Origin of the sequence: Hasllibacter sp. MH4015 (assembly GCF_020177575.1) — a bacterium.
In the GTDB taxonomy this organism is placed as follows: domain Bacteria; phylum Pseudomonadota; class Alphaproteobacteria; order Rhodobacterales; family Rhodobacteraceae; genus Gymnodinialimonas.
In genome coordinates this window covers 3,468,787-3,492,728 of the sequence record NZ_JAHTBK010000001.1, presented here as the reverse complement: position 1 = coordinate 3,492,728, position 23,942 = coordinate 3,468,787, and the positions used below count along the sequence as shown (strand labels likewise).

The 23,942-nt window shown below is 65.6% G+C and carries 22 protein-coding genes; 9 read left to right on the top strand and 13 right to left on the bottom strand.

The genetic code is table 11. The features are described 5' to 3' along the window. Positions 1-99 precede the first annotated feature (99 nt). The 4 genes from dgcN (at position 100) to KUW62_RS17770 (ending at position 3,815) form a co-directional block, all read left to right on the top strand. Positions 100-1,101 (top strand): N-acetyltransferase DgcN, encoded by a 1,002-nt coding sequence (gene dgcN, locus KUW62_RS17785; protein ID WP_224816796.1) that lies wholly within the window; start codon positions 100-102, stop codon positions 1,099-1,101. Then, positions 1,101-2,051, top strand: a complete 951-nt coding sequence (dgcA, locus tag KUW62_RS17780; protein ID WP_224816795.1) for an N-acetyl-D-Glu racemase DgcA — start codon at positions 1,101-1,103, stop codon at positions 2,049-2,051. The genes dgcN and dgcA overlap by 1 nt, the downstream gene beginning before the upstream one ends. Before the next feature lie 72 nt (positions 2,052-2,123). Then, positions 2,124-2,924 carry a PHB depolymerase family esterase gene (locus KUW62_RS17775; RefSeq protein ID WP_224816794.1) on the top strand — a complete coding sequence of 267 codons (801 nt, stop codon included), beginning with the start codon at positions 2,124-2,126 and terminating at the stop codon, positions 2,922-2,924. Between the two features lie 33 nt (positions 2,925-2,957). After that, positions 2,958-3,815 carry a D-amino-acid transaminase gene (locus KUW62_RS17770; RefSeq protein WP_224816793.1) on the top strand — a complete coding sequence of 286 codons (858 nt, stop codon included), beginning with the start codon at positions 2,958-2,960 and terminating at the stop codon, positions 3,813-3,815. Positions 3,816-3,920: 105 nt separating this feature from the next. Here the strand turns inward: KUW62_RS17770 and KUW62_RS17765 are convergent, their stop codons facing one another. The 3 genes from KUW62_RS17765 to KUW62_RS17755 form a co-directional block, all read right to left on the bottom strand. Then, a complete protein-coding gene (locus KUW62_RS17765) occupies positions 3,921-4,355 on the bottom strand; it encodes a VOC family protein (RefSeq protein ID WP_224816792.1) in 435 nt (144 codons plus the stop codon). A 22-nt stretch (positions 4,356-4,377) separates the two neighbouring features. Next, positions 4,378-6,069, bottom strand: coding sequence for a calcium-binding protein (locus KUW62_RS17760; protein WP_224816791.1), 1,692 nt, complete (start codon positions 6,067-6,069; stop codon positions 4,378-4,380). A gap of 263 nt (positions 6,070-6,332) precedes the next feature. Beyond that, positions 6,333-8,024, bottom strand: a complete 1,692-nt coding sequence (locus tag KUW62_RS17755) for a DUF6504 family protein (RefSeq protein ID WP_224816790.1) — start codon at positions 8,022-8,024, stop codon at positions 6,333-6,335. An 89-nt stretch (positions 8,025-8,113) separates the two neighbouring features. Between KUW62_RS17755 and KUW62_RS17750 the strand changes: the two genes are divergently transcribed. Continuing rightward, positions 8,114-8,581, top strand: coding sequence for an MOSC domain-containing protein (locus tag KUW62_RS17750; RefSeq protein WP_224816789.1), 468 nt, complete (start codon positions 8,114-8,116; stop codon positions 8,579-8,581). A 59-nt stretch (positions 8,582-8,640) separates the two neighbouring features. Here the strand turns inward: KUW62_RS17750 and KUW62_RS17745 are convergent, their stop codons facing one another. From KUW62_RS17745 to dapE, 3 genes are all read right to left on the bottom strand, one after another. Beyond that, the gene (locus KUW62_RS17745) at positions 8,641-10,155 is read right to left on the bottom strand and encodes a lytic murein transglycosylase (protein WP_224816788.1); all 1,515 of its coding nucleotides are present in this window, start codon (positions 10,153-10,155) and stop codon (positions 8,641-8,643) included. Positions 10,156-10,341: 186 nt separating this feature from the next. Beyond that, the gene (gene rnr, locus KUW62_RS17740) at positions 10,342-12,594 is read right to left on the bottom strand and encodes a ribonuclease R (protein WP_224816787.1); all 2,253 of its coding nucleotides are present in this window, start codon (positions 12,592-12,594) and stop codon (positions 10,342-10,344) included. Positions 12,595-12,776: 182 nt separating this feature from the next. After that, the gene (dapE, locus tag KUW62_RS17735) at positions 12,777-13,928 is read right to left on the bottom strand and encodes a succinyl-diaminopimelate desuccinylase (RefSeq protein WP_224816786.1); all 1,152 of its coding nucleotides are present in this window, start codon (positions 13,926-13,928) and stop codon (positions 12,777-12,779) included. A 353-nt stretch (positions 13,929-14,281) separates the two neighbouring features. On the opposite strand from dapE, the gene KUW62_RS17730 reads away from it, so the two are divergent. Both KUW62_RS17730 and KUW62_RS17725 read left to right on the top strand, forming a co-directional pair. Next, on the top strand, positions 14,282-15,805 hold the full coding sequence (locus KUW62_RS17730; protein WP_255599283.1) for a Hint domain-containing protein: 1,524 nt from the start codon (positions 14,282-14,284) through the stop codon (positions 15,803-15,805). Positions 15,806-15,821: 16 nt separating this feature from the next. Further along, positions 15,822-16,868, top strand: a complete 1,047-nt coding sequence (locus KUW62_RS17725; protein WP_224816784.1) for a Hint domain-containing protein — start codon at positions 15,822-15,824, stop codon at positions 16,866-16,868. 4 nt (positions 16,869-16,872) lie between these two features. On the opposite strand, the gene KUW62_RS17720 is transcribed toward KUW62_RS17725, so the two are convergent. The 3 genes from KUW62_RS17720 to dapD all read right to left on the bottom strand — a co-directional run bounded on the left by KUW62_RS17720 (position 16,873) and on the right by dapD (position 18,566). Continuing rightward, positions 16,873-17,238, bottom strand: coding sequence for a hypothetical protein (locus KUW62_RS17720; RefSeq protein ID WP_224816783.1), 366 nt, complete (start codon positions 17,236-17,238; stop codon positions 16,873-16,875). Positions 17,239-17,310: 72 nt separating this feature from the next. Beyond that, on the bottom strand, positions 17,311-17,739 hold the full coding sequence (locus KUW62_RS17715; RefSeq protein WP_224816782.1) for a hypothetical protein: 429 nt from the start codon (positions 17,737-17,739) through the stop codon (positions 17,311-17,313). Beyond that, positions 17,739-18,566: a 2,3,4,5-tetrahydropyridine-2,6-dicarboxylate N-succinyltransferase gene (gene dapD, locus KUW62_RS17710; protein ID WP_224816781.1), complete on the bottom strand. Its 828-nt coding sequence runs from the start codon at positions 18,564-18,566 to the stop codon at positions 17,739-17,741. Before dapD ends, KUW62_RS17715 begins: the two co-directional genes overlap by 1 nt. Positions 18,567-18,757: 191 nt before the next feature. Here dapD and KUW62_RS17705 point away from each other — a divergent pair, with 191 nt between their 5' ends. Continuing rightward, a complete protein-coding gene (locus KUW62_RS17705) occupies positions 18,758-19,153 on the top strand; it encodes a hypothetical protein (protein WP_224816780.1) in 396 nt (131 codons plus the stop codon). Here KUW62_RS17705 and KUW62_RS17700 read toward each other — a convergent pair. Continuing rightward, on the bottom strand, positions 19,146-19,874 hold the full coding sequence (locus tag KUW62_RS17700) for a 1-acyl-sn-glycerol-3-phosphate acyltransferase (protein ID WP_224816779.1): 729 nt from the start codon (positions 19,872-19,874) through the stop codon (positions 19,146-19,148). The genes KUW62_RS17705 and KUW62_RS17700 overlap by 8 nt on opposite strands. Before the next feature lie 75 nt (positions 19,875-19,949). Here KUW62_RS17700 and KUW62_RS17695 point away from each other — a divergent pair, with 75 nt between their 5' ends. Beyond that, positions 19,950-20,789: a TIGR00730 family Rossman fold protein gene (locus KUW62_RS17695; protein ID WP_224816778.1), complete on the top strand. Its 840-nt coding sequence runs from the start codon at positions 19,950-19,952 to the stop codon at positions 20,787-20,789. A gap of 29 nt (positions 20,790-20,818) precedes the next feature. On the opposite strand, the gene KUW62_RS17690 is transcribed toward KUW62_RS17695, so the two are convergent. From KUW62_RS17690 to KUW62_RS17680, 3 genes are all read right to left on the bottom strand, one after another. After that, positions 20,819-21,409 (bottom strand): outer membrane protein, encoded by a 591-nt coding sequence (locus KUW62_RS17690; protein ID WP_224816777.1) that lies wholly within the window; start codon positions 21,407-21,409, stop codon positions 20,819-20,821. 200 nt (positions 21,410-21,609) lie between these two features. Beyond that, on the bottom strand, positions 21,610-22,515 hold the full coding sequence (gene mepA, locus KUW62_RS17685; RefSeq protein ID WP_224816776.1) for a penicillin-insensitive murein endopeptidase: 906 nt from the start codon (positions 22,513-22,515) through the stop codon (positions 21,610-21,612). Next, the gene (locus tag KUW62_RS17680; RefSeq protein WP_224816775.1) at positions 22,512-23,936 is read right to left on the bottom strand and encodes an MFS transporter; all 1,425 of its coding nucleotides are present in this window, start codon (positions 23,934-23,936) and stop codon (positions 22,512-22,514) included. The genes mepA and KUW62_RS17680 overlap by 4 nt, the downstream gene beginning before the upstream one ends. Between the last annotated feature and the right edge of the window lie 6 nt (positions 23,937-23,942).

The window sequence follows — 23,942 nt, the reverse complement described above, 5'->3', positions numbered from 1 at the left end:
TCTTCGATTGGCGATATCAGCGGGCGTCTTTCCCAAGTAATTGCGCCCGATCGCGGTTAACGTGCCGCGCAATGAACACGCACGGCGGAGGGGCAAGCCATGATCCAGACACCATATCTTCTGTTTTTGGGCGATGCGCCCGACCAGCTTGGCGCGAAGGTCGCCCAGGGCATTCGCGACTGGCGGCCCGACAACGTGGTCGGCCAATTCCGGATGGAGGATTGCAAAGCCGATGTGCGCGTGCCCGACATGGACCTTGCCGCGGCCAAGAAGGCGGGCGCGAAGACGCTGGTGATCGGAGTGGCGAACCGGGGGGGCGTCATCTCCTCCTCCTGGAAACGGGTCTTGATCGAGGCGCTGGCGCAGGGGTTCGACATCGCCTCGGGCCTGCATAATCTGTTGCGGGACGAGCCCGACCTTGTGGCCGTCGCCCATGAATATGGTCGCCAGCTGCACGACGTGCGCATCCCGTCGGTGCAATATCCCATCGCCAATGGTGAAAAGCGGTCAGGCAAGCGGTGCCTGGCCGTGGGCACCGATTGTTCGGCGGGCAAGATGTATACGGCGCTGGCGATGGACAAGGAAATGAAGGGGCGCGGCCTGAAATCCTCGTTCCGCGCCACGGGACAGACCGGCATCCTGATCACCGGGGATGGTGTGCCGCTGGATGCGGTGATCGCGGATTTCATGGCCGGGGCCGTCGAGTATCTGACGCCCGACAATGACGACGACCATTGGGACATGATCGAGGGGCAGGGCAGCCTGTTCCACGTCTCCTATTCCGGGGTGACGATGGCGCTGGTCCATGGCGGTCAGCCCGACGCGCTGATCCTGAGCCACGAGCCCACCCGAACCCACATGCGCGGCCTGCCCGGATATGGCCTGCCGACGCTGGAGACGTTGCGCGATACCGCCCTGCCGCTGGCCCGCGTGGCCAATCCCAAGGCGCAGGTCGTGGGCGTATCGGTCAACACCGCCGCGATGGGCGAGGATGAGGCGCTGTCCTACCTGGAAGGCGTGGAAAAGCGCATGGGCCTGCCGACCTGCGATCCGTTCCGGCAGGGTGCGGCGAAGCTCTGCAATGCGCTGGAGGCGATCTGATGCTGACCGTCACGCGCGACAGCTTCCCGCTGGCCGAGGTTTTCACGATCTCGCGCGGATCACGGAGCGAGGCGCAGGTTCTGACCGTGACGGTGGAGGAAGACGGCGTGACGGGGCGCGGCGAATGCGTGCCCTATGCCCGCTACGGCGAAACGCTAGACAGTGTTGAGGCGCAGATCGCGGCCTTTCGCGACGGCCAGCCGCTTGACGATATGCCAGCCGGTGCGGCGCGCAACGCGGTCGATTGCGCGCTATGGGATTTGCAGGCCAAGCGCGCCGGTCAGCGGGTTTGGGAGATTGCCGACGAGCCCGCGCCGGGCCCGGTGACATCGGCCTATACCCTGTCGCTCGACACGCCGGAGCGGATGCGCGAAGCCGCCGCGAAACACGCCCATCGCCCGCTTCTGAAAATCAAGCTCGGCACGCCGGACGACATGGCGCGGCTGGAGGCCGTGCGCGCGGGCGCGCCCGATGCGGCCATCATCGTGGATGCGAACGAGGGCTGGACGGCGGACATCTACACCGAGCTGGCCCCGCACCTGGTACGGTTGGGCGTGCGGATGGTGGAACAGCCCCTGCCGGCGGGCGACGACGACATGCTGGCGGAGATCGCGCGGCCCCTGCCCGTCTGCGCCGACGAATCGTGCCATGACCGCAAATCGCTTCCGGCGCTGGCGGGCAAATACGATATGGTGAACATCAAGCTCGACAAGACCGGTGGCCTGACCGAGGCGCTGGCCCTGCGCGACGCGGCGCGGGCGGACGGCTACAAGATCATGGTCGGGTGCATGGTCGGCTCATCCCTCGCCATGGCGCCCGCGATGATCGTGGCGCAGGGCGCGGAGATCGTGGACCTCGACGGTCCGCTGCTGCTGGCCGAAGACCGCGTGCCGCCGCTGCGGTTCGACGGGTCCGTTGTCTATCCACCCGACGCAGAATTGTGGGGGTGATCACTTGGGTGTGATGTGCATCCCGGCGCGCGATCTTCCACCCTCACGGCTCACGCTTTGATGGAGTCCCCCATGCGCCTGATCCTTGCCGCCTTCCTTGCCCTGACCGCATCCCCCGCGCTGGCATGTGGGCCGGAGACCGACTGCTCCGTCCTCGGCGACCGGACCTATCGTTACTACATGCCCGAAGGGGTCGACGGGCCCGTCGGCGCGTTCTTCCACGCCCATGGCTATCGCGGCAGCGCGAACGGTGCGATGCGCAATGCCAGCCTGCGGGCAATGGCGGATCGGCTGGGGATGGTCTTCGTCGCGATCAATGCCGACGCGGACGATTGGAACCTCGCCCACAGGCCAAGGAACCCGGGCCAGAGCGAGGCGGCGGAATACGATTACGTCAATGCGGTGATCGAGGATGTGGCGGGGCGGGTCGACCTGGACCGCGACCGCCTGATCGCCACGGGCTTCAGCGCGGGCGGGATGATGACCTGGACCCTGGCCTGCGGGATGGGCGGTGATGTCTTCGCCGGGTTTGTACCGTACGCTGGCACGTTCTGGGCCCCGGTCCCCGAAAGCTGCCCGGCCCCGCCTGCCCATATCATCCACATTCACGGCACCGAGGATCGTACGGTTCCCCTTGCCGGGCGCCCTATCGGCCAGACCCATCAGGGCGACGTGATGCGGGCCATCGAGATGTACGGTCGCCACATGCAGGTCCTGCAGCCGGTTCCCCTGGATTTCCCATACGGCACCAGCTGTGCGGCGGGGTTCAACCTCGATGGTATCGGTCTGACCCTCTGCCTGTTCGAGGGCGGCCACAGCTATTCCGTGGACCGGGTCGAATGGGCGATTGAACAGATCCTTGGCACTCTCTAGACCAAGCGCCACACGAATACAGGAGCACCGACCATGACCCGCACCGTCTACGTCAACGGAGAATACCTGCCCGAACACGACGCCACAGTGTCGATCTTCGACCGTGGGTTCCTGTTCGCCGATGGCGTCTATGAGGTGACGAGCGTTCTGGACGGCAAGCTGATCGACTTTGCGGGCCATGCGAAGCGGTTGCAGCGGTCGCTGGATGAGTTGGAGATGCGAAACCCCGTCACCGAGGACGAGCTGCTGGAGATCCACCGCGAATTGGTGCGCGCCAATGACCTGACCGAGGGCCTGATCTACCTGCAAGTCACGCGCGGGGCGGCGGATCGGGATTTCGCCTACCCGTCCGAGGAGACAGACCCGACCATCGTGCTGTTCACTCAGGCCAAGGCGGGGCTGGCGGAAAACCCGATGGCGAAGACGGGAATGAAGGTGATCTCCATCCCCGACGAACGCTGGGGGCGGCGCGACATCAAGACGGTGCAGCTGCTTTACCCGTCGATGGGCAAGATGGCGGCGAAGGCCGCGGGCGCCCATGATGCATGGATGGTGGAGGACGGTGTCGTGACCGAAGGCACGTCCAACAACGCCTATATCGTCAAGGGCAACACGATCATCACCCGGCATTTGGGCCACGAAATCCTGCACGGGATCACCCGCGCCGCCGTCCTGCGCATGGCGCAGGAGGCGCAGATGAAGGTGGAGGAACGTCCCTTCACGATGGAAGAGGCGAAGGCGGCGGATGAGGCATTCATCACCAGCGCATCGACCTTCGTGATGCCGGTGGTGGAGATCGACGGGGAGGCCGTGGGCAATGGCGCACCGGGCAATGTGACCGCCCGGCTGCGGGAGATTTACCTCGACGAGATGCGGAAGGCTGCGATCTGAGAGGTTTCGCCCGCTGACGCGGTCGACCGCCTGGGGAGAGGCGCTGCCTCCCCCCCAGACCCCCCACCGAGGTATTTTCAAAGCAAAGAGGGCACGATTGGCCCATTATGCGCCCGAAGGCTGGAGCAGATCCGGGTGGTAGGCGACCAGCTCCACCGTGTTGCCTTCGGGGTCTTCGGTGAATACGCCGCGCCAGCCGACCCAGCCGAAATGTTCCACCCGGTAGGGCAGGCCCCGCGCGTTGTACCACGCCATCACGGCGTCCTGTTCGGCGTAAGGCAGGCTAAGCGCGATATGGTGGAGCGAGGATTTCGCGCCGGTCTCTGGCGCGTCGGGGCCGGTCGGGTGCAGGCCGGGGCGGCCCGTCATCGCCTTGTCGAACAGGGCCAAGATCTGGGTATGGCCGCCGAAGCCTTCGGCAATGCGGAAAAAGACGATGCCGCTTGCGGCACTGCCCTCCATCCGCTCCAACCCGAGCGTGTTTTCGTAGAAGTCCGCCATCCGCCCGACATCGTCGCAGCGGATGGCGATTTCACCCAATCCCCGTATACGGAAGCCGCGATCAGGCAACCGCGCCGGTCACGTTGATCGGCGTGGGCGTGGTGGCCAGAACCTGCGCCACGGTCAGACCCTCAAGCAGGACATAGACATCGCCGTCGATCCTGACCTCGACGCCGGACCCGTCACTGGCATTCGACAGGACGTAGGGCACCGATGCGGCGGTCGCATCGCCGTTGATGTAGTTGATGTTCACCTGTTCGGTCGCCGGATCGAAGTCGGTGATCGTGTTCAGGGGGAAGCCCGCGCCCGATCCGTCATCCATATCCGCGGCGGAGCGTGTGAGGTTGAAGACGTCAACGCCGTCGCCCCCCGTCATCTCCACGAAGGCGCCATCGGCCTGTAGCGTGTCATTGCCGATGCCGCCGTCCAGCTGCTCATCCACCGGCGTGGTCGTGAAGGCACCGTCGAAGCCGCCACTGATCAGAAGGTCGTCCCCCGCGCCGCCGTTCAGGTCATCGCGACCGTCCCCGCCGTCAAGGGTATCATTGCCATCCTCGCCATTGAGCACGTCGCGGCCATCCATTCCGGCCAGCGCATCGGCACCGTCCCCGCCATTGAGCGTGTCATCGAGCGGGCCGCCCATTTCGGTGTCATCCTCCGGTCCAAGGTTCTCGAACGTGCCGGGCACCGCGAAGAGCGTGTTGTCGGCGTCGAATTCGATGGCGATCTCATCATCGACGGTGACGCCCGCCAGCACGGCATAGACCTCTCCGCCGACCAGGACTTCCATACCGTCGGCGCTGTCACGGGTTTCGACGTCGAAGGCGAAGTCATCTGCGCGCGGGTCGCCGAATTGCAGCGCGTCGAGTTTGATGGTCAGCGTCTCCATATCCGGGTCGAAATCGCGGATGAGAACCGGGCCGTTGTCGTTCCCGAAGAAGGTGTCGACCACGAAGCTGTCGGTGTTTTCGCCGCCCGTCAGGGTGTCGCCGTTGTCGCCGATCAGCTCATCATTGCCGTAGCCGCCGAACAATTCCTGGGTGGTCGTGCCGCCGCCGGTGCCGACGCCATCAAGCGTGTCCGCGCCGCCATAGCCGCGCAGGGTATCCTGACCCTCGAAGCCCTGCACGGAATCCGCGCCGGCCCCACCGATCAGGTTGTCGTCGCCCGCGCCGCCGTTCAGCGTATCCTCACCCAGGCCACCGCGCACGGTATCGTTGCCGTCCCCACCATCGAGGGAATCGTTGCCCGCATCGCCATCGACGATGTCGTTGCCACCGGCACCATCCACCGTATCGGGGCCGTTGCCGCCCGACAGCGTATCGTCGCCGGACCCGCCAAGCATGGAATCCTGTCCGGTGCCGCCCGTGGCGTCCAGCGCGCCCGCGCCGCCCACAAGCCGGTCGGTGCCCGCGCCCAGATCGACCGTGGCGGGACCGTTGCCGCCATTCACGAGGTCGGGGCCGTTGCTGGCATCCACCGTACTGTTGCCGTCGCCGAGATTGATCGTGTCGGACCCGAAGCCGAGGTTGATGTTGTAATCGCCCGCGCCTTGCACATCGACGGAATCGCTGCCCGCGAAGGTCAGGATGTCGGGCTGCGAGGCATCGGTGATGATGAGGTCATCCGCGCCTGCCGTGCCGTTGCCGCCGGGATTGGCGACGGGCGGCGCGCTTGTTTCATCGTCGTCGTCCCCCCCGAGAAACAGCGCGAAGCCAAGGCCGATGAGCAGAAGCGGTAAGATGGTGAACATTGAAATTTCCCCCGGTCAGAGCCGCACGGGTCCAATGGGACCCGGCTGGCTTTGTTCAACGCGTTACGGCGGCACGTTCTGTGGTGATCCCGGTCCATTGGCAGACGAATCCGGGCTGGCCGCATGATTGTGTTAATTTTTTACCTATAGCGGGTCTTTGTGAAGACTCTTTTTAGCCAAATTTTTGACTGTTTTTCAGTATCTTGATCCACAGTTCCGCGAAAATCGGCTTGTTGTTTCCACTTCGGAGCCAATCGGGGGGGCTACCCGAAATCACCCTGGGCGAACCAACCGGAAGACGACAGGCCGCCATGGGCGTAATAGAGCCACAGCATCACACCGTCTTGGGTGACGACCCGCCAATAGTCGCGCACGCCCGAACGCCAGTTGGGATCATCGAGCCACCATTCCGGGGCGATCCGTTCCGGACCGAGCGCCGAGAGGGTCTGGAACACCCGCCCCCGCCAGCGGAACTCGAAGGGCAGCGCGGGCGTATCCGGCGCGGTGACGGGTTCGGGGCGGAACAGGGTCAGGGGCCGGGGGCGGTCGGGTTTGGGCCAGGTGCCGGGCGGCTCGGGCTCGGACCAGGCGGCCGACAGGGACACGTCGGTCTTTTCGGGGATGTGGCTGTCGGCGGGGCGGGTGCGCTGGATCGCGTCCAGCCCGACCCGCGCCCCCAGCCGCGCGATCAGGTCGGCCATGAGCCGACTGTCGGTGGGCGGGGCGGCGGCCTCCTGCGCGACGGCCCATCCGCCCTTGTGCTCCACCGCGTGGAGCGGTTCGGTCACATGGGCCAGCACCCGCAGCCGGTCGATCCCGTAGCCCGCATCGACATCCTTCAGCTTCATCTCGAACAGCGGTCGAAGCGTATCGGGCTGATCCGCGGCACGGGCCAGCCCGATCTCCACCGTTTGGATATCGCCGTCGACGCGGCTGACCTCCAGCCGGACGCGCCGTGCGCCGCGGCCCTTGGCGCGCAGCTTCTCGCACAGGGGTGACAGGACCCGGTCGAGCCCGGCCATGATATCGGCCTCCAGCCCGATGGGATCGGGAAAGCTGATGCGGACCGCGAAATGCAGCGGCGCCCCCACCGGGGAAATCGACTCGGTCTGCAAGCCCAGGGCCTGATCCAGCCGCCGCACGAGTATCTGGCCAAAGCGCCGCGTCAGGCCCGCGCGGGGCAGGCCCAGCAAATCCTCGATCCGGCGCAAGCCCAGCCGGGCGAGGCTCGCGCAGAGGTCCGCATCCACCCTCAGGGCGGCGATCGGCAGGGGGGCGAGGGCGCGGCGGGTATTGCCCGTGGCGGCGATCCGGTCCACCACGCCGCCGGCGACGGAAACGGGGGGCGCGGCCCCGCCCTTCACCCAATGGCGTTTGCCCGCACGGGACCGGGTTGCGGGCGCTTCCTGGTCGATCGCATCGCCATTGCGCCCGGCCACCACGCCGCCGCCGCCCGCATAACGCGCCAGGGCCCAGGCCGCGCCGGGGGTATCGGCGATCCCGGCACGGACCGTCAGCCCCAGATCGGCGCAATCCACGTGGACCTGATCGAACAGCGCCTGTTCCCCGCCGAACAGATGCGCGCAGCCGGTCAGGTCGATCAGAAGGCTTTCGGGCCCCTCCTCCGCCACCCACGGGCTGAACCTCCCGGCCCACCGGCGCAGGGCCGCCAGGAACGCCGCCTCCTGCCCCGGTTCGGCGGGACGGGTGATGATGTCGGGGCACAGCACCACCGCTTCGCTGAGCGGCTGCCCCCGCGACAGGCCGCGCGCCTCGGCCGGGGCGGTGGTGGTGGCAAGCTCCCGCGTATTGCCGATCTGGGACACGGTCACAAGCGCGGCCTCCGCCAGGCTGGGCTCGGCGCGCAAGACACGCTCCGCTCCCAGCCGTGGAAACCAGAGCGACAGGATCCGGCGGTTCTTGGTGAAGGCGAATTGGGCGGGAGACGCGGGCATTGGCAACGCTATGTTCACACTTTGTTCTCAAATTAGAACGCCCCTTGCCGGGAGTCGAGTCCGCCGTGCGATGTTGATACGGTCAGCCCATGGAAACGCTTGCCACCCTTACCGCGCGCCATGCGGGCACCGGACGGATCGACTGGATCGGCCTGCGGCCCAAGCGCCTGGCCGACATGGTGGCCGTCGACCGCGCGGCCTTGCGCGACACGGGGCTGGAGGGCGACCATGCCCGCCCGGGCAAGCGCGCGCTGACCCTGATCCAGGCGGAGCATCTGCCGGTGATCGCCGCGCTGGCCCATATCGAGGCGGTCGCGCCGGAGACCTTGCGCCGCAACCTCGTGATCGCGGGTCTGAACCTGGGCGCGTTGCGCGGCAAGCGCCTGCGCCTCGGCTCCGCGCTGGTGGAGATCACGATCCCCTGCGCGCCCTGCTCGCGCATGGAAGCCGCCCTTGGCCCCGGCGGATACAACGCGATGCGGGGCCATGGCGGGTGGTGCGCGCAGGTGGTGGAACCGGGTGCCATCGCAATCGGGGATACGGTCCGCCCGGACTAGGCGCGGGGCGGGTTTTTCGAAAAACCCGGCAAGGCCCTTCCAAGGGCCTTCCCTCCCGCCTAGCTGTTGCGCAACCGCTCCAGGATCGACAGGGACGCATAGCCATCGGGCGTTACGCCGATCGCATCCTGATAGCTGCGGATCGACGCAATGGTGATCGGCCCGACGATGCCGTCGATATCCTCCGAATAATGGCCAGCCGCACGCAAAAGACGCTGCAACTCCTCCCGCTCCGCAAAGGTCAGCGCGCGGTCGCCACGGGGCCAGGACGCGCGGAAATCGGGCCGCCCCTGTATCCGGTCAGACAGATGCCCCACGGCGATCACATAGGCGTCCGCAGGGTTGTAGCGTTCGATCACGCGGAAATTGTTGTAGACGACAAGCGCAACGCCGCGATGCCCCGCGGGCAGAAGGATGGAGGCCGGGCCGTGATCCGGGATCGGGTCGCCGTTGATGAGGCGCACCCCCTGCCCGTTCCAGAAAGCCGCGCCGATGCGTTCCTGTTCCCCCGCAAGGCGGTAATCGAAGCCATCGGGAATGCGCACCTCCATCCCCCAGGGCTGGCCATAGGTCCAGCCGTGTTCGGCCAGGTAGTGGGCGGTCGAGGCGAGCGCGTCCTGCGGATTGTCCGACCAGATGTCCCGCCGCCCGTCGCCACCGAAATCCCGCGCATATTGCAGGTAGCTTGTCGGCATGAATTGCGTGTGGCCCATCGCGCCGGCCCAGGATCCGGTCATGTTGCGGGGGCTGGTGTCGCCCGCCTGAAGGATCTGCAACGCGGCGATCAGCTGCTCCTCGAAAAAATCGCGCCGCCGCCCGTCATAGGCGAGCGAGGCCATCGCTTCGATGATGTCGGTGGAGCCGCGCGCGGCCCCGTAGGCGCTTTCCAAACCCCAGATCGCGACGACAACCTCGGCCTCCACCCGGTATTGCTCCTCGATCCGGGCGAGCGTCTGGGACCACTCCTCCGTCTGGGCGCGGCCATTGCGGATCCGCGTGTCGGAGACGGCACTGTCGAGGTAGTCCCACAACGCGCGGGAAAACTCGGCCTGGTTGCGGTCCCGTTCCAGCACGCGGGTGTTGAGCTGCACGCCTGCGAAGGCGGCGTCGAGGGTGGATTGCGCGATCCCGGCGGCGCGCGCACGGGCCTGGAATTCGGTGATCCAGGCGCGGAATTCGGGATCATTCGTGCGGGTCGGCGCATCGGCGGCCGCGCGCAACTCGGCGGCACGGGCGGCGAAATCCTCGGGCACCTCCCCGCGCGCGACGGGCCTGCGGGAGGTCGCGATGGCCAATGCGCTCGGCTCCCCGGTGCCGCTGGTCTCGGTTCCGGTGATGCTGGCGGCGTCGGCGGGCTGAATTTCGGACGGCTCCGTCTCCGCCTCCTCGATGGCGGCAAGGGCAATCACTTCGATCACCACGCCACCGCGCGGCGCGGCCGGCTCTGCCGCCAGATCCGCGGTCGGGGCCACTTCCGTCTGCGCGCGGTCCGGGCGCGGCATCGGCACGGGCGACGCATCGGGCGGGGCCGCGAGGGCCGGCATGGCACTCAAGGCAAGCGCGAACAGGATCATGGGGGGACGTGGGTTCATCGGTGTGGGTCAGTCACGTGGGTCAGTCACAGGGATTCTTCGTCGGATCATCGTGCACGATAGCGCAACAATATAGCATTTTCGCCCGAAACTGACAGGTTTCCTCGTACCAATGCGCGGGGTTCTGCCGGTTACGATGCACGGCGTCCGATTAACGGGGCGTGAAGATCACCGCCGCGCTTTCTTCTTTCGCAGCTTGGCCTTACCGGATTTCGAGGCCCCAACCTTGCGCCGGACCGGCCCCTTGCGTCGCCCGTTGCGCCGCGCGGGTTTCGGGCGGGCCTGGCCTGCATGTTCCAGAAGCTCCAGCGTCAGGCCACCGGTCACGGGCACCGCTTCGGCCAGTTTCACGACCACGCGTTCGCCCACGCCAATCAGGATGCCGGTATCCGACCCCATCAGGGTCTGGGTCTCGTCGTCGTAGTGGAAATACTCATCCCCCAGCGCGCGCATCGGCAGAAGGCCGTCGGCCCCGGTCTCATCGAGCTTCACGAAAGCCCCGAACCGCACGATGCCGGAGATGCGCCCGGTAAATTCCGCGCCGACCCGGTCCGAGAGATAGGCGGCGAGGTAGCGGTCGGACGTGTCGCGTTCGGCCACCATGGACCGCCGCTCGGTATCGGAAATCAGCTTCGCGGTTTCGGCCAGGCGGTCGATTTCGTCGGGCTGCAAGCCGTCGTCTCCCCAGCCATGGGCGGTGATCAGCGCGCGATGCACGATCAGATCGGCATAGCGGCGGATGGGGGAGGTGAAATGGGCGTAGCTTTTCAGGGCCAGTCCGAAATGGCCGAAATTCTCGGGATTGTAGTAGGCCTGCTGCATGGACCGCAGGGTGGAGATGGAAATCAGTTCCGCCTGATCCTCCCCCGCCGCGTTCAGAAGCGCGTTGAGGTGGGAGGTCTTGAGCACCTGCCCCTTGGCCAGCGTCAGGCCGGACGCCTGCGCCGTTTCCCGAAGGGCATCGAGCTTCTCGGGCGAGGGTTCTTCGTGGACCCGGAACAGGAGCGGGGTCTTCTTGCGTATCAGCGTCTCGGCCGCGGCGACGTTGGCCAGGACCATGAATTCCTCAATCAGGCGGTGCGCATCAAGGCGATCCTTGAAGGCGACGGAGGTGACGGTGCCATCCTCGTCCAGCTCAATCCGCCGCTCCGGCAGGTCCAGTTCCAGCGGCTGCCGCTTGGCCCGCGCGGTCAGAAGGCTGTCATAGGCGGCGTAGAGCGGGGCGATCACGTTCTCCAGCAAGGGTGCTGTCTTGTCGTTCGGAGTGCCGTCCCGGGCGGCCTGAACCTCCTCATAATTCAGTGACGCTGGGGAGCGCATGAGGCCGCGATGGAAGGAGTGGCCGATCTTGGCCCCGTTTGCGTTGATCACCATGCGCACGGCGATGGTGGCGCGATCCACCCCTTCGTGGAGCGAGCAGAGATCCCCCGAGAGGCTGTCGGGCAACATCGGCACGACGCGATCGGGGAAATAGGTGGAATTGCCACGCTTGCGCGCTTCACGGTCGAGCGCCGATCCGGGGGTCACGTAATGGGCGACATCGGCGATGGCGACCCAGATGACATGGCCGCCCTTGTTCTGGGGATCGTCATCGGCGTGGGCATAACAGGCATCGTCATGGTCGCGCGCATCGGCCGGGTCGATGGTGACGAGGGGCAGGTGGCGCAGATCCTCCCGCCCGTCCAGGCCGGCGGGTTCAGCGGCGTCAGCCTGGGCGATTGCGGCATCGGGAAACGCGTCGGGGATGCCGTGTTCATGGATCGCGATCAGGGACACGGCGCGGGGGCCACCGGGATCACCCAGCCGGGTGACGATCCGCGCGCGCGGCAGGCCCATGCGCGCCTTGGGTCCGGCCAGCTCACCCTCCACCAATTCCCCGTCCTTCGCGCCGTGAGTGTCGCCGGGCTTGACCAGCCATTCCTTGTCGGACCCCTTGGAGATGGGAGAGATGCGCCCACCGTCGGAGCCCTTGCGGAAAATGCCGAGGATCTTGCGCGGGTTGGTGCCGATCTTGCGGATCAGTTTGGCGGTATATTGGTGATCTTCCCCGTCCGCCGCGAACAGCTTGGCGAGGATGCGGTCGCCTTCACCCACAACAGGGTCCGAATTGCGGGGCGTGTAGAGCACGCGAGGCTCCACCCCGTCGCCGTCCCAGTTCATCGGGCGCGCGAAAAGATCGCCGTCGCTGTCAGGGGCCTGCACGATCAGCACACCGACCGGAGGCAGCTTGTCCGGGTCGCGGTAGGTGCGGCCCTTCTTTTCGAGATGCCCCTCCGCCTCAAGCTCCTTCAGGAGGCGTTTGAGGTCGATCCGCGCGGCGCCCTTGATCCCGAAGGCCTTGGCGATGTCGCGCTTGGAGCGCTGGCCGGGATTATCGGTGATCCATTGCAGGATTTCGTCTTTGGAGGGGATGTTGCTCATGGGTGCGGGCGTATCATGGGCGTGGGGGGGCGTCATCGGGGAATTGGCGGGCGTTTGGCGCGCGTGGCGCGGGCGGACCCTCCGGGGGAGGTATTTGGAAAGCAAAGAGGGGCGTCCGCCGTGATCACGGGCCGGGCCGCCCCACGGGTAGGGGGTCGGCGCGTGTAGATCCTAGCGGGTGATCAGGCGAAGTAATCGTTCAAGACGCGAGCATAGACGGCCTTGAGGGCGTGGATGTCGCTGACGCGGACCCGTTCGTCGACCTCGTGCATCCGGTGGCCGACAAGGCCGAATTCGACGACGGGGCAGTGGTTCTTCACGAAGCGCGCGTCCGACGTGCCGCCGGTGGTCGACATCTCGGGCGTGAGTCCCGTTTCGGCGGTGACAGCCTTGGCGACCAGCGCGGAGAGGTCGCCGGGCGGGGTCAGGAAGCTCTCACCGCTCAGCTTCGAGGACATCTCGATCAGGGTGCCGGTTTCCGACGCGACCTTGTCCGCCTCCGCCCGGAGCCATTCCGTCAGGCTGTCGCCGGAATGCAGATCGTTGAAGCGCAGGTTCACGGTCATTTTCGTGCGCGCGGGGATGACGTTGTTGGCCGGATTGCCGGTGTCGATCGTGGTGATGGCGAGCGTGGAGGGATCAAAATGATCGGTTCCCTGGTCAAGCGTGTGGGTCGCGAGCCGGTGGCCCAGGAGCGTGACCGCGGGCATCGGGTTGAGCGCCTTGTGGGGGTAGGCGGAATGGCCCTGCTTGCCGATCACCTCAAAAAACGCGGTCAGCGCGCCGCGGCGGCCGATCTTCATCATGTCGCCCATCCGCTCGGGGCAGGTGGGCTCCCCGACGATGCAGGCATCCATGCGTTCGCCTGCCTCCGCCATCCAGTCCAGAAGAGCGATGGTGCCGTCGGTGCTTTCGCCTTCCTCATCGCCCGTGATCGCAAGGATGACCGCGCCGTCCGGCGGGGTGTCGCGCACGAAATCCACGGCGGCGGCGGCGAAGGCCGCGACCCCCGATTTCATATCCGTGGCGCCGCGCCCATAGAGCCAGTCGCCGTCGATCACCGCGCCGAAGGGCGGGAAGGTCCACGCGGCCTCATCCCCCACCGGCACCACGTCCGTGTGGCCGTTGAAGCCGAACGCCTTGCCGTTGCCCCGCGTGCCCCAGCGCGCATAGAGGTTCGCGATGCCGCCACGGTCCACACGGGTGCAGTCGAACCCGGCATCCGAGAGCAGCTTTTCCAGCAGCACAAGCGCGCCACCTTCGCGCGGCGTGACGGAATTGCAGCGCACCAGATCGGCGGTCAGGGCGACGGGATCGACGGGGGTGTGGGACATGCGAAACCTCCTTGGTCAGGGCCTCTCCAACCCCTATCGGCGTGGCCGGAAGATCACAATACGACAAGAACAGGGCGCAAAGCGTGCAGAAACATGACCAATAATCGGGCAGCCGTGTTAACGCTTTCTTCATAAATATAACGCCGAGGCAGGCAGTGGACGCGGAAAATCGCGCCACATCGAGTTGAGTAACGAGGTTCACCATCCCCGCACACGCCATCGTCGCGTGGCGCATTGCGTTGTGGGATGGGGATATTTCGGTCTGCCAGACCTCGGCCCGAATTGGGTGAAGGCAGGTCATGCCCGCAACGGGACAAGAGCTTCCGATCAATGAAAGCGCCACGGCGTTGCAGATGGCCGAGACCATCTTCGGCCCCGGCACGACCGTGAACAGCGCAACCTATACGGGGTGGAGCCAATCGTCGGGCATCTACACCAATGGCGACAGCGTCTCGGGCGCGCTGACACCGGCGGATACCGGCGTGATCCTGTCGACCGGGCGGGCCAGCGACATCACGCGGTCCAACGGTGATCCGAACCGGCAGACCAATGAATCGACCAACACGTCCGGCCCCAACAACGACCCCGATTTCAACGCGATCGCCGGTGGGCCGACCTATGATGCGTCGTTTCTGGAGATCAACTTCACGCCGACGACCGATTTCGTGACGATGCAATTCACCTTCGCGTCGGAGGAATATCCGGAATTCACCGGCTCCATCTACAACGACGCGGTGGGGGTGTGGATCAACGGCAACCTCGTCACCTCGCCAACGGTGAACGTCACCCAGATCAACTCGGTCAACCAATCCGAGAACGCGACGCTATTCAACGACAACACCAACGATGACTTCAACACGGAGATGGACGGCTTCACGGTGACGCTGTCGTTCATCATTCCGGTCATCAAGGATGCGGCCAACGACATCAAGATCGGCATCGCGGATGTGGGCGACAGCTCCTACGACAGTTCGGTCCTGATCGCGGCGGATTCGATCCAGGGCGAGTTCATTGCCTACGATGACAGCATCACCCACCAGGAGGGGATCACCACCGTCCTGGACGTGCTGGCGAATGATCCGACCTCGGGCGGGATCGCGTTCATCACCCATATCAACGGGATCGAGGTCAGTCCCGGCGACAGCGTCACGCTCAGCGACGGGCATGTCATCACTCTGACGCTGACCGGGGACCTGGAGATTGATCCGCCCGCCACGCAGACCGGCCTGACGGCGGACGAGACGATCAACTTCACCTATACCGCCGACGATGGCACCGGGATCACGGATACCGCCTTCGTCACGGTCACGGCGATCCCGTGCTTCGTGCGCGGCACCCATATCCTGACCGACCGGGGCGAAAAGAAGGTGGAAGACCTGCGCCCCGGCGATCTGGTCGAGACGCGGGATAACGGCTTGCAACCGATCCGCTGGATCGGATCGCGCAAGATCGCGGCGGAGGGCCGGTTTGCCCCCGTGGTGATCGAGGCGGGCACGTTCGGGATGCATCGCCGGCTGGTCGTGTCACCGCAGCACCGGATCATGCTGACCCATTGGATGGCGGAATTGATGTTCGGCGAGGACGAGGTGCTGGTCGCCGCCAAGGACCTGGTCAACGAATGCTCCGTTCGGGTGCTGGCGGGCGACGAGGTGGAGTATTTCCACCTTCTGTTCGACGCCCACCAGATCGTCTTTTCCGAGGGCCTGGCGACGGAGAGCTTCCTGCCCGGCCCCACCGTCCTGAACGATCTGGATGCTGACGTGCAGGATGAGGTGCTGACGCTCTTTCCGGAAATCGACCCCGATACGAAACTGGGATACGGCCCGGCGGCGCGCATCCCCCTGCGCGGGTTCGAGGCGAAGGCGATGCTGAATTGACCGGCGCAGCGACCAGATGACGTGGCAGGCGATATGGAGCGAGGGGCGGGAACGCCGCGCGCCACCCGCCGATTGCGACGCGCCGCTGCGGTCCGTGACCTTGCGGCTGGAACTGTCCGGGCCGCTGCCCCTGCCGCGGGGACGCGGCCAGCTTGGGCCGGGCAAGGCGATGCCCCTGCGCCTGTGGCACGGCGCGTCCGCAGATGACCCGGTCGCCATCTACATGATGCATGACGGGGCCGTGCGGCTGATCCACGGCGAGATCGACCTCGCCACCCGGCCCGGCCTGATCCGACCCGGAGAGACCATCGGCATCCGCTATGTCACCTGCGCCGAGGGGCGCGCGGATGCCTTCGAGGTGACGAATTACGATCAGGATCGGACGGATCACCTGCGATCGGGCCTTGGCCGCATCTCGCGCCTGTCGGAAGTGTTGCCACGTTCGGGCGGTTTCCTGACGGTGGCCCATGTGGTGGCCATCGCATCATCCGCCGTACCGGCCTCGGACCTGCCGGGCGTGGAAAGCGGCGCCCTGATCGACACGCCGCAGGGGCCGCGGCCCGTGGACATGCTGCGGCCGGGCGACCTTATCCTGGATCGTAACAAGGAGGCGCACCCGATCCGCTGGATCGAGGGCCGGTCGCGCCTCTGCCTCGGGCGCATGGCGCCGATCCGGCTCCGCTCCCCGTATTTCGGGCTGGCTCGCAATCTGGTGGTCACGCCCCAGACGCGCCTGTTCCAGACCGGGCCAATGGTCGAATACCTGTGCGGGACCGAGGCGGTTCTGGTCAACGCGCGGGACCTTACCAATGGCTCCGCCGTGTTTCGCGACCGGTCCCGGCCCGTGCGGATGTTCTTTCACATGATGCTGGATGATGCGACGCAGGTTGTGGTTGAACGCTGCGCGGTCGAGACGGCGCATCTGGGCGATGTGCTTGCACAGGGCGGGCGGGAGATCAGCCACGGTGCCGCCCCGATGGAGCAGGACCTGACCCCATCCCTGCCGCTGCTGGACCGCGCCACGGCACGCGCGCTGGTCACGGCGCATTCCCGCGCCGCCTGAGCCGTCAGATCCCGGAGCCGTCCGCGCCGCCGCCATCCTTGTCGAAGAACGGGGTCATCTGAACCACGATCACGGCGTTTTCCGCCAGCGCGCGCGCCATGAGTTCGCGTTCCTCATCGCTGATCTCATCGCCCTGCTGCTCTCGCTCCAGCAAGGTGCCGTAGCCGGTGACATCGAGCGGCGCGAGGTCCGCCTGCTTCAGGACGGCCACGGTTTCGCGAACCGCCTCCGCCTCATCGACGCCGGTGGCGAAGCACAACAGGCCCGCCCCTGTCGATCCGTCGGGCAGGCCGTCGCCCTCCTTGCGGCCGACCTGGACAAGGAGGGTGTAGACGGCGTGTTTCGATTTCTTTTCGGGTTTTTCTGCCATGGGTCGCGGATGGCGGAGCAAGGACGGCGTGTCAAGCACGGCAAGTATGGGGCGTTTGGGTGGCCCCACGGCCTAGACGTTTTCACACCGAATAAACGTGGCATGCGCTTCGAAAAATGCATCGGCCTCCGTTTCGACGTAGCCCGTCCATTCGGCATAGGGCCCCGATAGCGCCAAAAGCGCATCGTAACCATCGGGGCCCCTTGGATCATCACCGCAAATCAAGGCAAGCTCGGCACCGCCCTGCGCCGTGGCCACCCGGGATGCGATCCGGCATGCGCCCCCCGGTCGAGAGACCTCGGTTGATCCGATGCGCATAGTGCCCTCGGGCACCCTGTCCGATGTGTCAGCACACAGCGCCTCTCGCCCCTCCATCACCGTAACACGAACGAAGGTGCCTTCGTGGTCCGGGCCCGGTGCGATTGTCGCAAACTCCTGCCAGGCCCAGCCCGCCGCCATCAGGCACACGAACAGCGCGAGGCCAGCCAGCGCGCGGCGCATCAATCGCGCAGCAGCTCGTTGATGGAGGTCTTGGAGCGGGTGCGTTCGTCCACCCGCTTCACGATCACAGCGCAATAGAGGTTCACACCGTTCTTGGACGGCATCGACCCCGCCACAACGACGGAGCCTGCGGGGACCTCGCCATACATCACGTCGCCCGTCTCGCGGTCCACGATCTTGGTGGACTGGCCGATGAAGACGCCCATGCCGAGGACGGAGCCTTCGCGGACGATACACCCTTCCACGACCTCGGACCGCGCGCCGATGAAGCAGTTATCCTCGATGATCGTCGGACCCGCCTGCATTGGTTCCAAAACGCCGCCGATGCCGACGCCGCCCGACAGGTGGACGTTCTTTCCGATCTGCGCGCAGGAGCCGACGGTGGCCCAGGTGTCGACCATCGTCCCGCTGTCCACGTAAGCGCCGAGGTTCACGAAGGACGGCATCAGCACCACGCCCGGCGCGATATAGGCCGACTTGCGCACCACGCAGTTGGGCACGGCACGGAAGCCTGCGGCTCCCCATTCGTTTTCACCCCAGCTGGCCCATTTGCTGTCGACCTTGTCCCACCAGCTGCCGCCCTGGGCGGAGCCGCCCTGCATCTCCATATCCTTGAGGCGGAACCCGAGCAGCACGGCCTTCTTGGCCCATTGGTTCACGTGCCATTCGCCGCTCTCCTGCCGTTCGGCCACGCGCAGCTTGCCGCTGTCGAGTGCGTTCAGCGTATCTTCGATCGCCTCGCGTGTTTCGCCTTGGGTGGCCGGCGTAATCTGGTCGCGCGCCTCCCAGGCGGTTTCGATGGCGGATTCAAGTTGGGCGTTGGACATGGGGCGCGGTTCCTGGTTGCGGCTTTGGGCAGTCGCAAAGGGCTATAGTGGCGCGCCTGCCCCAATGCAACGCGGGCGGGCACTGGCCGACACCCCCCTCCGTCACGCGCTCCCCTCCAGGCCAAGGTCCTTGCATCACGTGCCAAGATACGCGCAGTCTCCACCGATCATGAAAACGGGGATGTGACATAATGAACAAGATTAGCCTGACGGCATTGGCCGCACTTTCACTGCTGGCGGCGGGCTGCGTGGCCGTCCCCGTTGGCCCGCAGGGCGGCGGCACCGGATCCGTGACCGCACCCACGGGTGCGTTGGCCAGTGCCGTGGGGGGCGGACGGGCCTATGTGAACACACAGACCGGGCAAACCCTGAACCTGTGGAGCGATGGCAGCTACACAATGTCGTCCGGAAACCAGCAGTCATTCGGGACCTGGAGCACGGTGGAGAGTTCGGTCGCGATGTGCTTCACCGGCCCCGTCGCCGCCTATGCCGGAGGCGCGTGTGTCCCAGTACGCTTTGACGGCGACTTCCTCGAACTCTACGACACCCTTGGCGAGTTCGTTCAGGAATCCTGGGCGGTCAACTGACCCCCTCGGCGGGGTGAGCGGCAGGCCAGTGGGGCGGGGCGTTGAACCTCTCTTCCAGTTCGCGGTTGAAGCGCTCAAGGCCGACGCTGGTGTCGAGACCATCCTCCAGCCGCTCGATGGAAATTCCCACATGGCGGCGCCCGCGCATTATGCCCAGGAAACTCCAGAACCTATCATGGACCGGAATGTCGTATTTGCTGAGGCCCCGGATGCGCAGGATCAAAACCGGGCAATCGGGATTGGCTTTCAAGGTGTCGTAGGCCCCGCTGAAATGGGGCTGAATGACTTCCCGCTCCTGGCGCTTGGCCTGACCGCCGGGGAACAGCAGGACGATCTTGCCCTGCCGGATCGTCTTGTTCAGCTTGTCCTGCGCCCAGGCCTTCCGCTCCGCCCGCTTTTCCGCGGGCCAGCTTTTCGGCGATGACAGCGGGATACAGCCCGACGGCATCAGGATCGGGAACTGGGCCGGATGGTAATACTCGTTATAATGCACCGCCGGCAGCACCCGGCGGGCGGGATACAGCAAAGAGGCGACCATCGGCCCGTCGAGCCGCGTCACATGGGTGGCGAGGATCAACCCGCGTGGCAACGGCTGCAACAGGTGCTTGTTGGAGCAGCTGATATTGTAGAACAGGCTGAAATAGGTCCGCAGGCAGATGAAGAAGACGTGGCGAAGGATACGCCCTAGGGTCGCATCCAGAAGCCGGAGAATTGCATTCATCGAAACGTCCAGTTGCCGCTCTGCCCCGGGTAAGGGTATAGGCGTTCATCCAACCTGCAACTACGGAAATCCGTAATGAAAGACGACCGAAAGCCTTTCCGCGACGCCCATCAGGACCGAAGCGCGGTGCAATCGCTGCCCGATACGCCGCAGGCGCAATCGCCCGCCTATCGTCTGGCCTTTGCCGATGACGATTTCCTGTGCCGTGATGAATTGCGCCCGGTCCGGTTGCAACTGGAACTGATGAAGCCGGAACTGGGCCTCGATGAACATGGGATACGGTCGACCATCGTTTTGTTCGGCGGCGCACGCATTCCGCGCCCCGAAGACCGCGACGCGGCGCGCAGCGACACCTTGCGCGACATGTCGAAATACTACGAGGAGGCCCGGGATTTCGCCCGCGCGATCACCGAGCGGTCGGTGGCGTCCGGCTGCACCGAGAACGTCGTCGTCACCGGTGGCGGTCCCGGTGTGATGGAGGCCGGCAATCGCGGCGCGCAGGATGCGGGCGGCAAGTCCATCGGGCTCAACATCGTGCTTCCCCACGAGCAGGAGCCGAACCACTACATCACGCCCGAGCTGTGCTTCAATTTCCACTACTTCGCGATCCGCAAGATGCATTTCCTGCTGCGCGCCAAGGCCATCGCCGTCTTCCCCGGCGGGTTTGGCACGATGGACGAGACGTTCGAGGCCCTGACGCTCATCCAGACAGGGCGGATGGAGCAGGTGCCGGTCCTGCTGTTCGGGGAGGAGTTCTGGCGCGAGATCGTCAATTGGGACGCGCTGGTACGTGCGGGCACGATTTCAGCGGCCGATCTCGACCTCTTCCGGTTCGTGGAAACGGCGCAGGATGCGCTGGACGTGATCGACGGCTGGACGCTCAGCGGCAAGCGCGGCGAGATCCCGGGGCGGTAGCGCCCACGGGCCCGCCCCGCCGCGTCCGCCTAGAAGTGGAAGTTCAGCCGAAAACTCATGTTGGTTTGCGTCACGTTGACACTGTTGCCACGGTCAAAATCTGAATAGTTGTGGCGCACGGCCTCAAGCCCGACGGATGTGTCTTCCGCAAGTTGGTATTGCAACCCGAAGCCCGCATAGGTTCCGAAGGACGCGGTGTCGCCAAACCCCGTGGTATCCTGAAAGGTCATCCGTCCGATACCGGCGGTCCCGTAGGGGAGAACACGCCCGAACGCGTATCCGGCCTGCCCACCGAAACGGGTTGTGGTGACACGGACATCCACGTCGGGCTGGCCCGTCTCTTCGATGACCTGTTCGCCCACGAGAAACGCGATTTCGGCCCCGTAGACGAGGGATCCGTTCTGGCGACGGAACCCGATCTGCGCGCCGCCGAGGTTGCCGTTCATCTCAGCCCGGCTTGCGGGCGCCACGTCGGAGGTGATCGTGCTGTCGGTGGGAATACCGTACTGAAATCCGAAATAGCTTCCGGACCAGGGCGAGCCATCGCCTGAAAGACTACTTTGCGCGTAAACAGGGGTTGAGAACGCCATTGCGATCAATGGCACGATTAAGCGGTTCATTTAGAACTCCATGATTTTACTGCCCGACCTTTTCGGCCTTGTGTCGACCATAGCGGAGGCCAGCTTCAGGCCGATACCAATTCGGAGAGAAACCGTGCCGTGGTGCGAAAATGACATAGCCTCCGGTGCAGCGCGGTTTTTCCGCCAACGCGGATGTGCGCTGCGATCATGTCATTCCTGATCAGGCGTTTTTGTCCGGCCTAGTTCAACCCGCTCAACAGCCCCACGCACTGGTTCGGGATGTCCCCCAGGGCCACGCGCATGCCGCGCGGCGGTCGTTCGACCGGCGGGTCGTTGGACGGCGGGCCGGGGGGCGGCGGGTTGAGGATACGGGCGGCGCGGTCATACGCCTCCTGGCAGCCATCGCCCTGGGGCGGGGCCTGGTTCACGCAATTGCGGTCCCCCGCAGGGCAACGCAGGCGGACATGGAAATGATAATGGTGCCCGTTGGCGGGCCGGATATGGCTGAGCCATGAGCGATCGCCGGTGACGTTCTGACAGAGCCAGACCTTCACGCCGGTTGTCACGAAAATGCGTTCGACGCGCGGGTCGGTGGCGGCGAGGCGAAGCACCTCCGCATGGTCCGCCGTCCAGTTGCCGTTGACCGACGCGCCCCGCTGCGCGCGCACGGAGATCGACGACAGATCCTCCCGCTCCTGCACGGTCAGGTCGAGGCGCGAGGGCGGCAGCATCCAGATATCGGCGTCGATCCCGACCTGGTGGCTGGCGTGACCCGTCAACATCGGCCCGCCGCGCGGCTGGCTCAGGTCGCCGATATAGAGGCCGGGCCAAGAGGTGTTGGCGGCCACGTTTGCGCTGAGCGTCTGGAGGTAGTCGATGAGTTCCGTATGACCCCAATTGCGGTTCCGGCTCAGCCGCATCGCCTGCCAGGTCGGCCCGCTTTCGGCCAGTTCCACGCCCCCTGCAAGGCACCCGTTGGAATAGAAGCCGATCGCCTCGCTCGACCCGCCCGATCCGCTTGTCTCCGCCCCGAAATATTGCCGCGCTTCCTGCCCGGAGACGGTCGGATCAAGTCGCACCGACGACCCGCCGCCCGATCCGCAGGCGGCCAGAAACATCATGGCGAAGGGAAACAAGCGTCTCATTGCGAAACCTCCTTTGGGTCCGTCACCCCTTCGGGGTTCACCCAGAATAATAGAACAAGTCCAATGGCGAAAAGGAAAACAAGGGGCAGCATGCCCAGACGCGCATCGCCTGACAGCGACGTGGCCAGAAGGATCAAGGCCGGTCCCAGGAACGAGGTCGCCTTGCCCGACAGCGCGTAAAGGCCGAAGGCCTCGGTCGGTTTGTCGGGGCTGGCATGGCGTACCATCATCGTCCGGGAAGAGGCCTGAAGCACCCCGCCCGCCCCGCCGATGATCGCGCCGCAGATGAAGAACGCGATGTCGGGTATGCCGGACCCCTCGGGCAGCGCGATGCCCCAGATCGCCTCCCGCGTCATGCCGAGGATGAACAGGCAGACCGCCATCAGGGTCAGGATCATGCAGATGATGATCGGCTTCGGCCCGACCCGCCCGTCCACGATGCCGCCGATCCAGGTTGTCACGGCAGAGGTGATTGCCGCGATGATGCCGAAGATGCCCACCTGCGTGATCGACCAGTTCAGCACCAGCGTCGCGTAGGTCCCCCCGAAGGTATAAAGCGCCACCAACGCGTCGCGGTAGAACATCGACGATCCCAGATATGCCGCAAGGCTGATCCGGCGCGGCAGGCTTTTGAGCACCGTGATGATGTCATTGATGGCAAGCGCCACACCGCCCGGTTTGCGCGCGCGGGGGGCTTCGCGCACCCACAGGGCGAAGGGGATCATGAAGATCACGTACCAGATGGCGATGAACGGCCCCACGGCGCGGGTGCCTTCGCGCGCCTCTGGATCGAGCCCGAAGGGCGGTGCCAGCCCGATCAGGGTCCGGCCGCCGTCTTGCTCCACGAACAGAAGCAACATGATGAACAGCGCCAGAACGCCGCCCGCGTAGCCCCAGGCATATCCGGTGCCCGATATCCGCCCGATCTCATCCTTCTTGCCCAGCTCGGGCAGCAGGGAATTGGTGAAGATCGTGGTGAACTCGGCTCCGATCAGGCCGATACCGAACGCGATCAGCGCCCCGGTCAGGAACGCGCCGTCGGGCAACAGGAACCACAGCGACAGCGCGCCGAAAACGTAGAAGAGCGAGAACGCGATCACCCAGGGCATCCGTTTGCCCGCATTGTCGGCCAGCGCGCCGAGGATCGGGGCACAGATGGCGATAATAACGCCAGTCACGGTCTGGCCCAGCGACCACAGGCTTTGCGCGCGCGCATCCGCGGCCTGCTCATCCAGCCCGGTGCCGAGGTAATACTCCGCCGCGACAGACGCGAAGTAGGGTCCGAAGATGAAGGTCAGTCCGAGGGTGAAATAGGGCTGGCTGGCCCAGTCGAACGCCCACCATCCCCAGATGCAACGTTTGCCCTCGGGGGACGCGGAATCGTAGGGCGGCAGGGGCCGTCTGGCAGCGAGCGTTTTCATGGGACG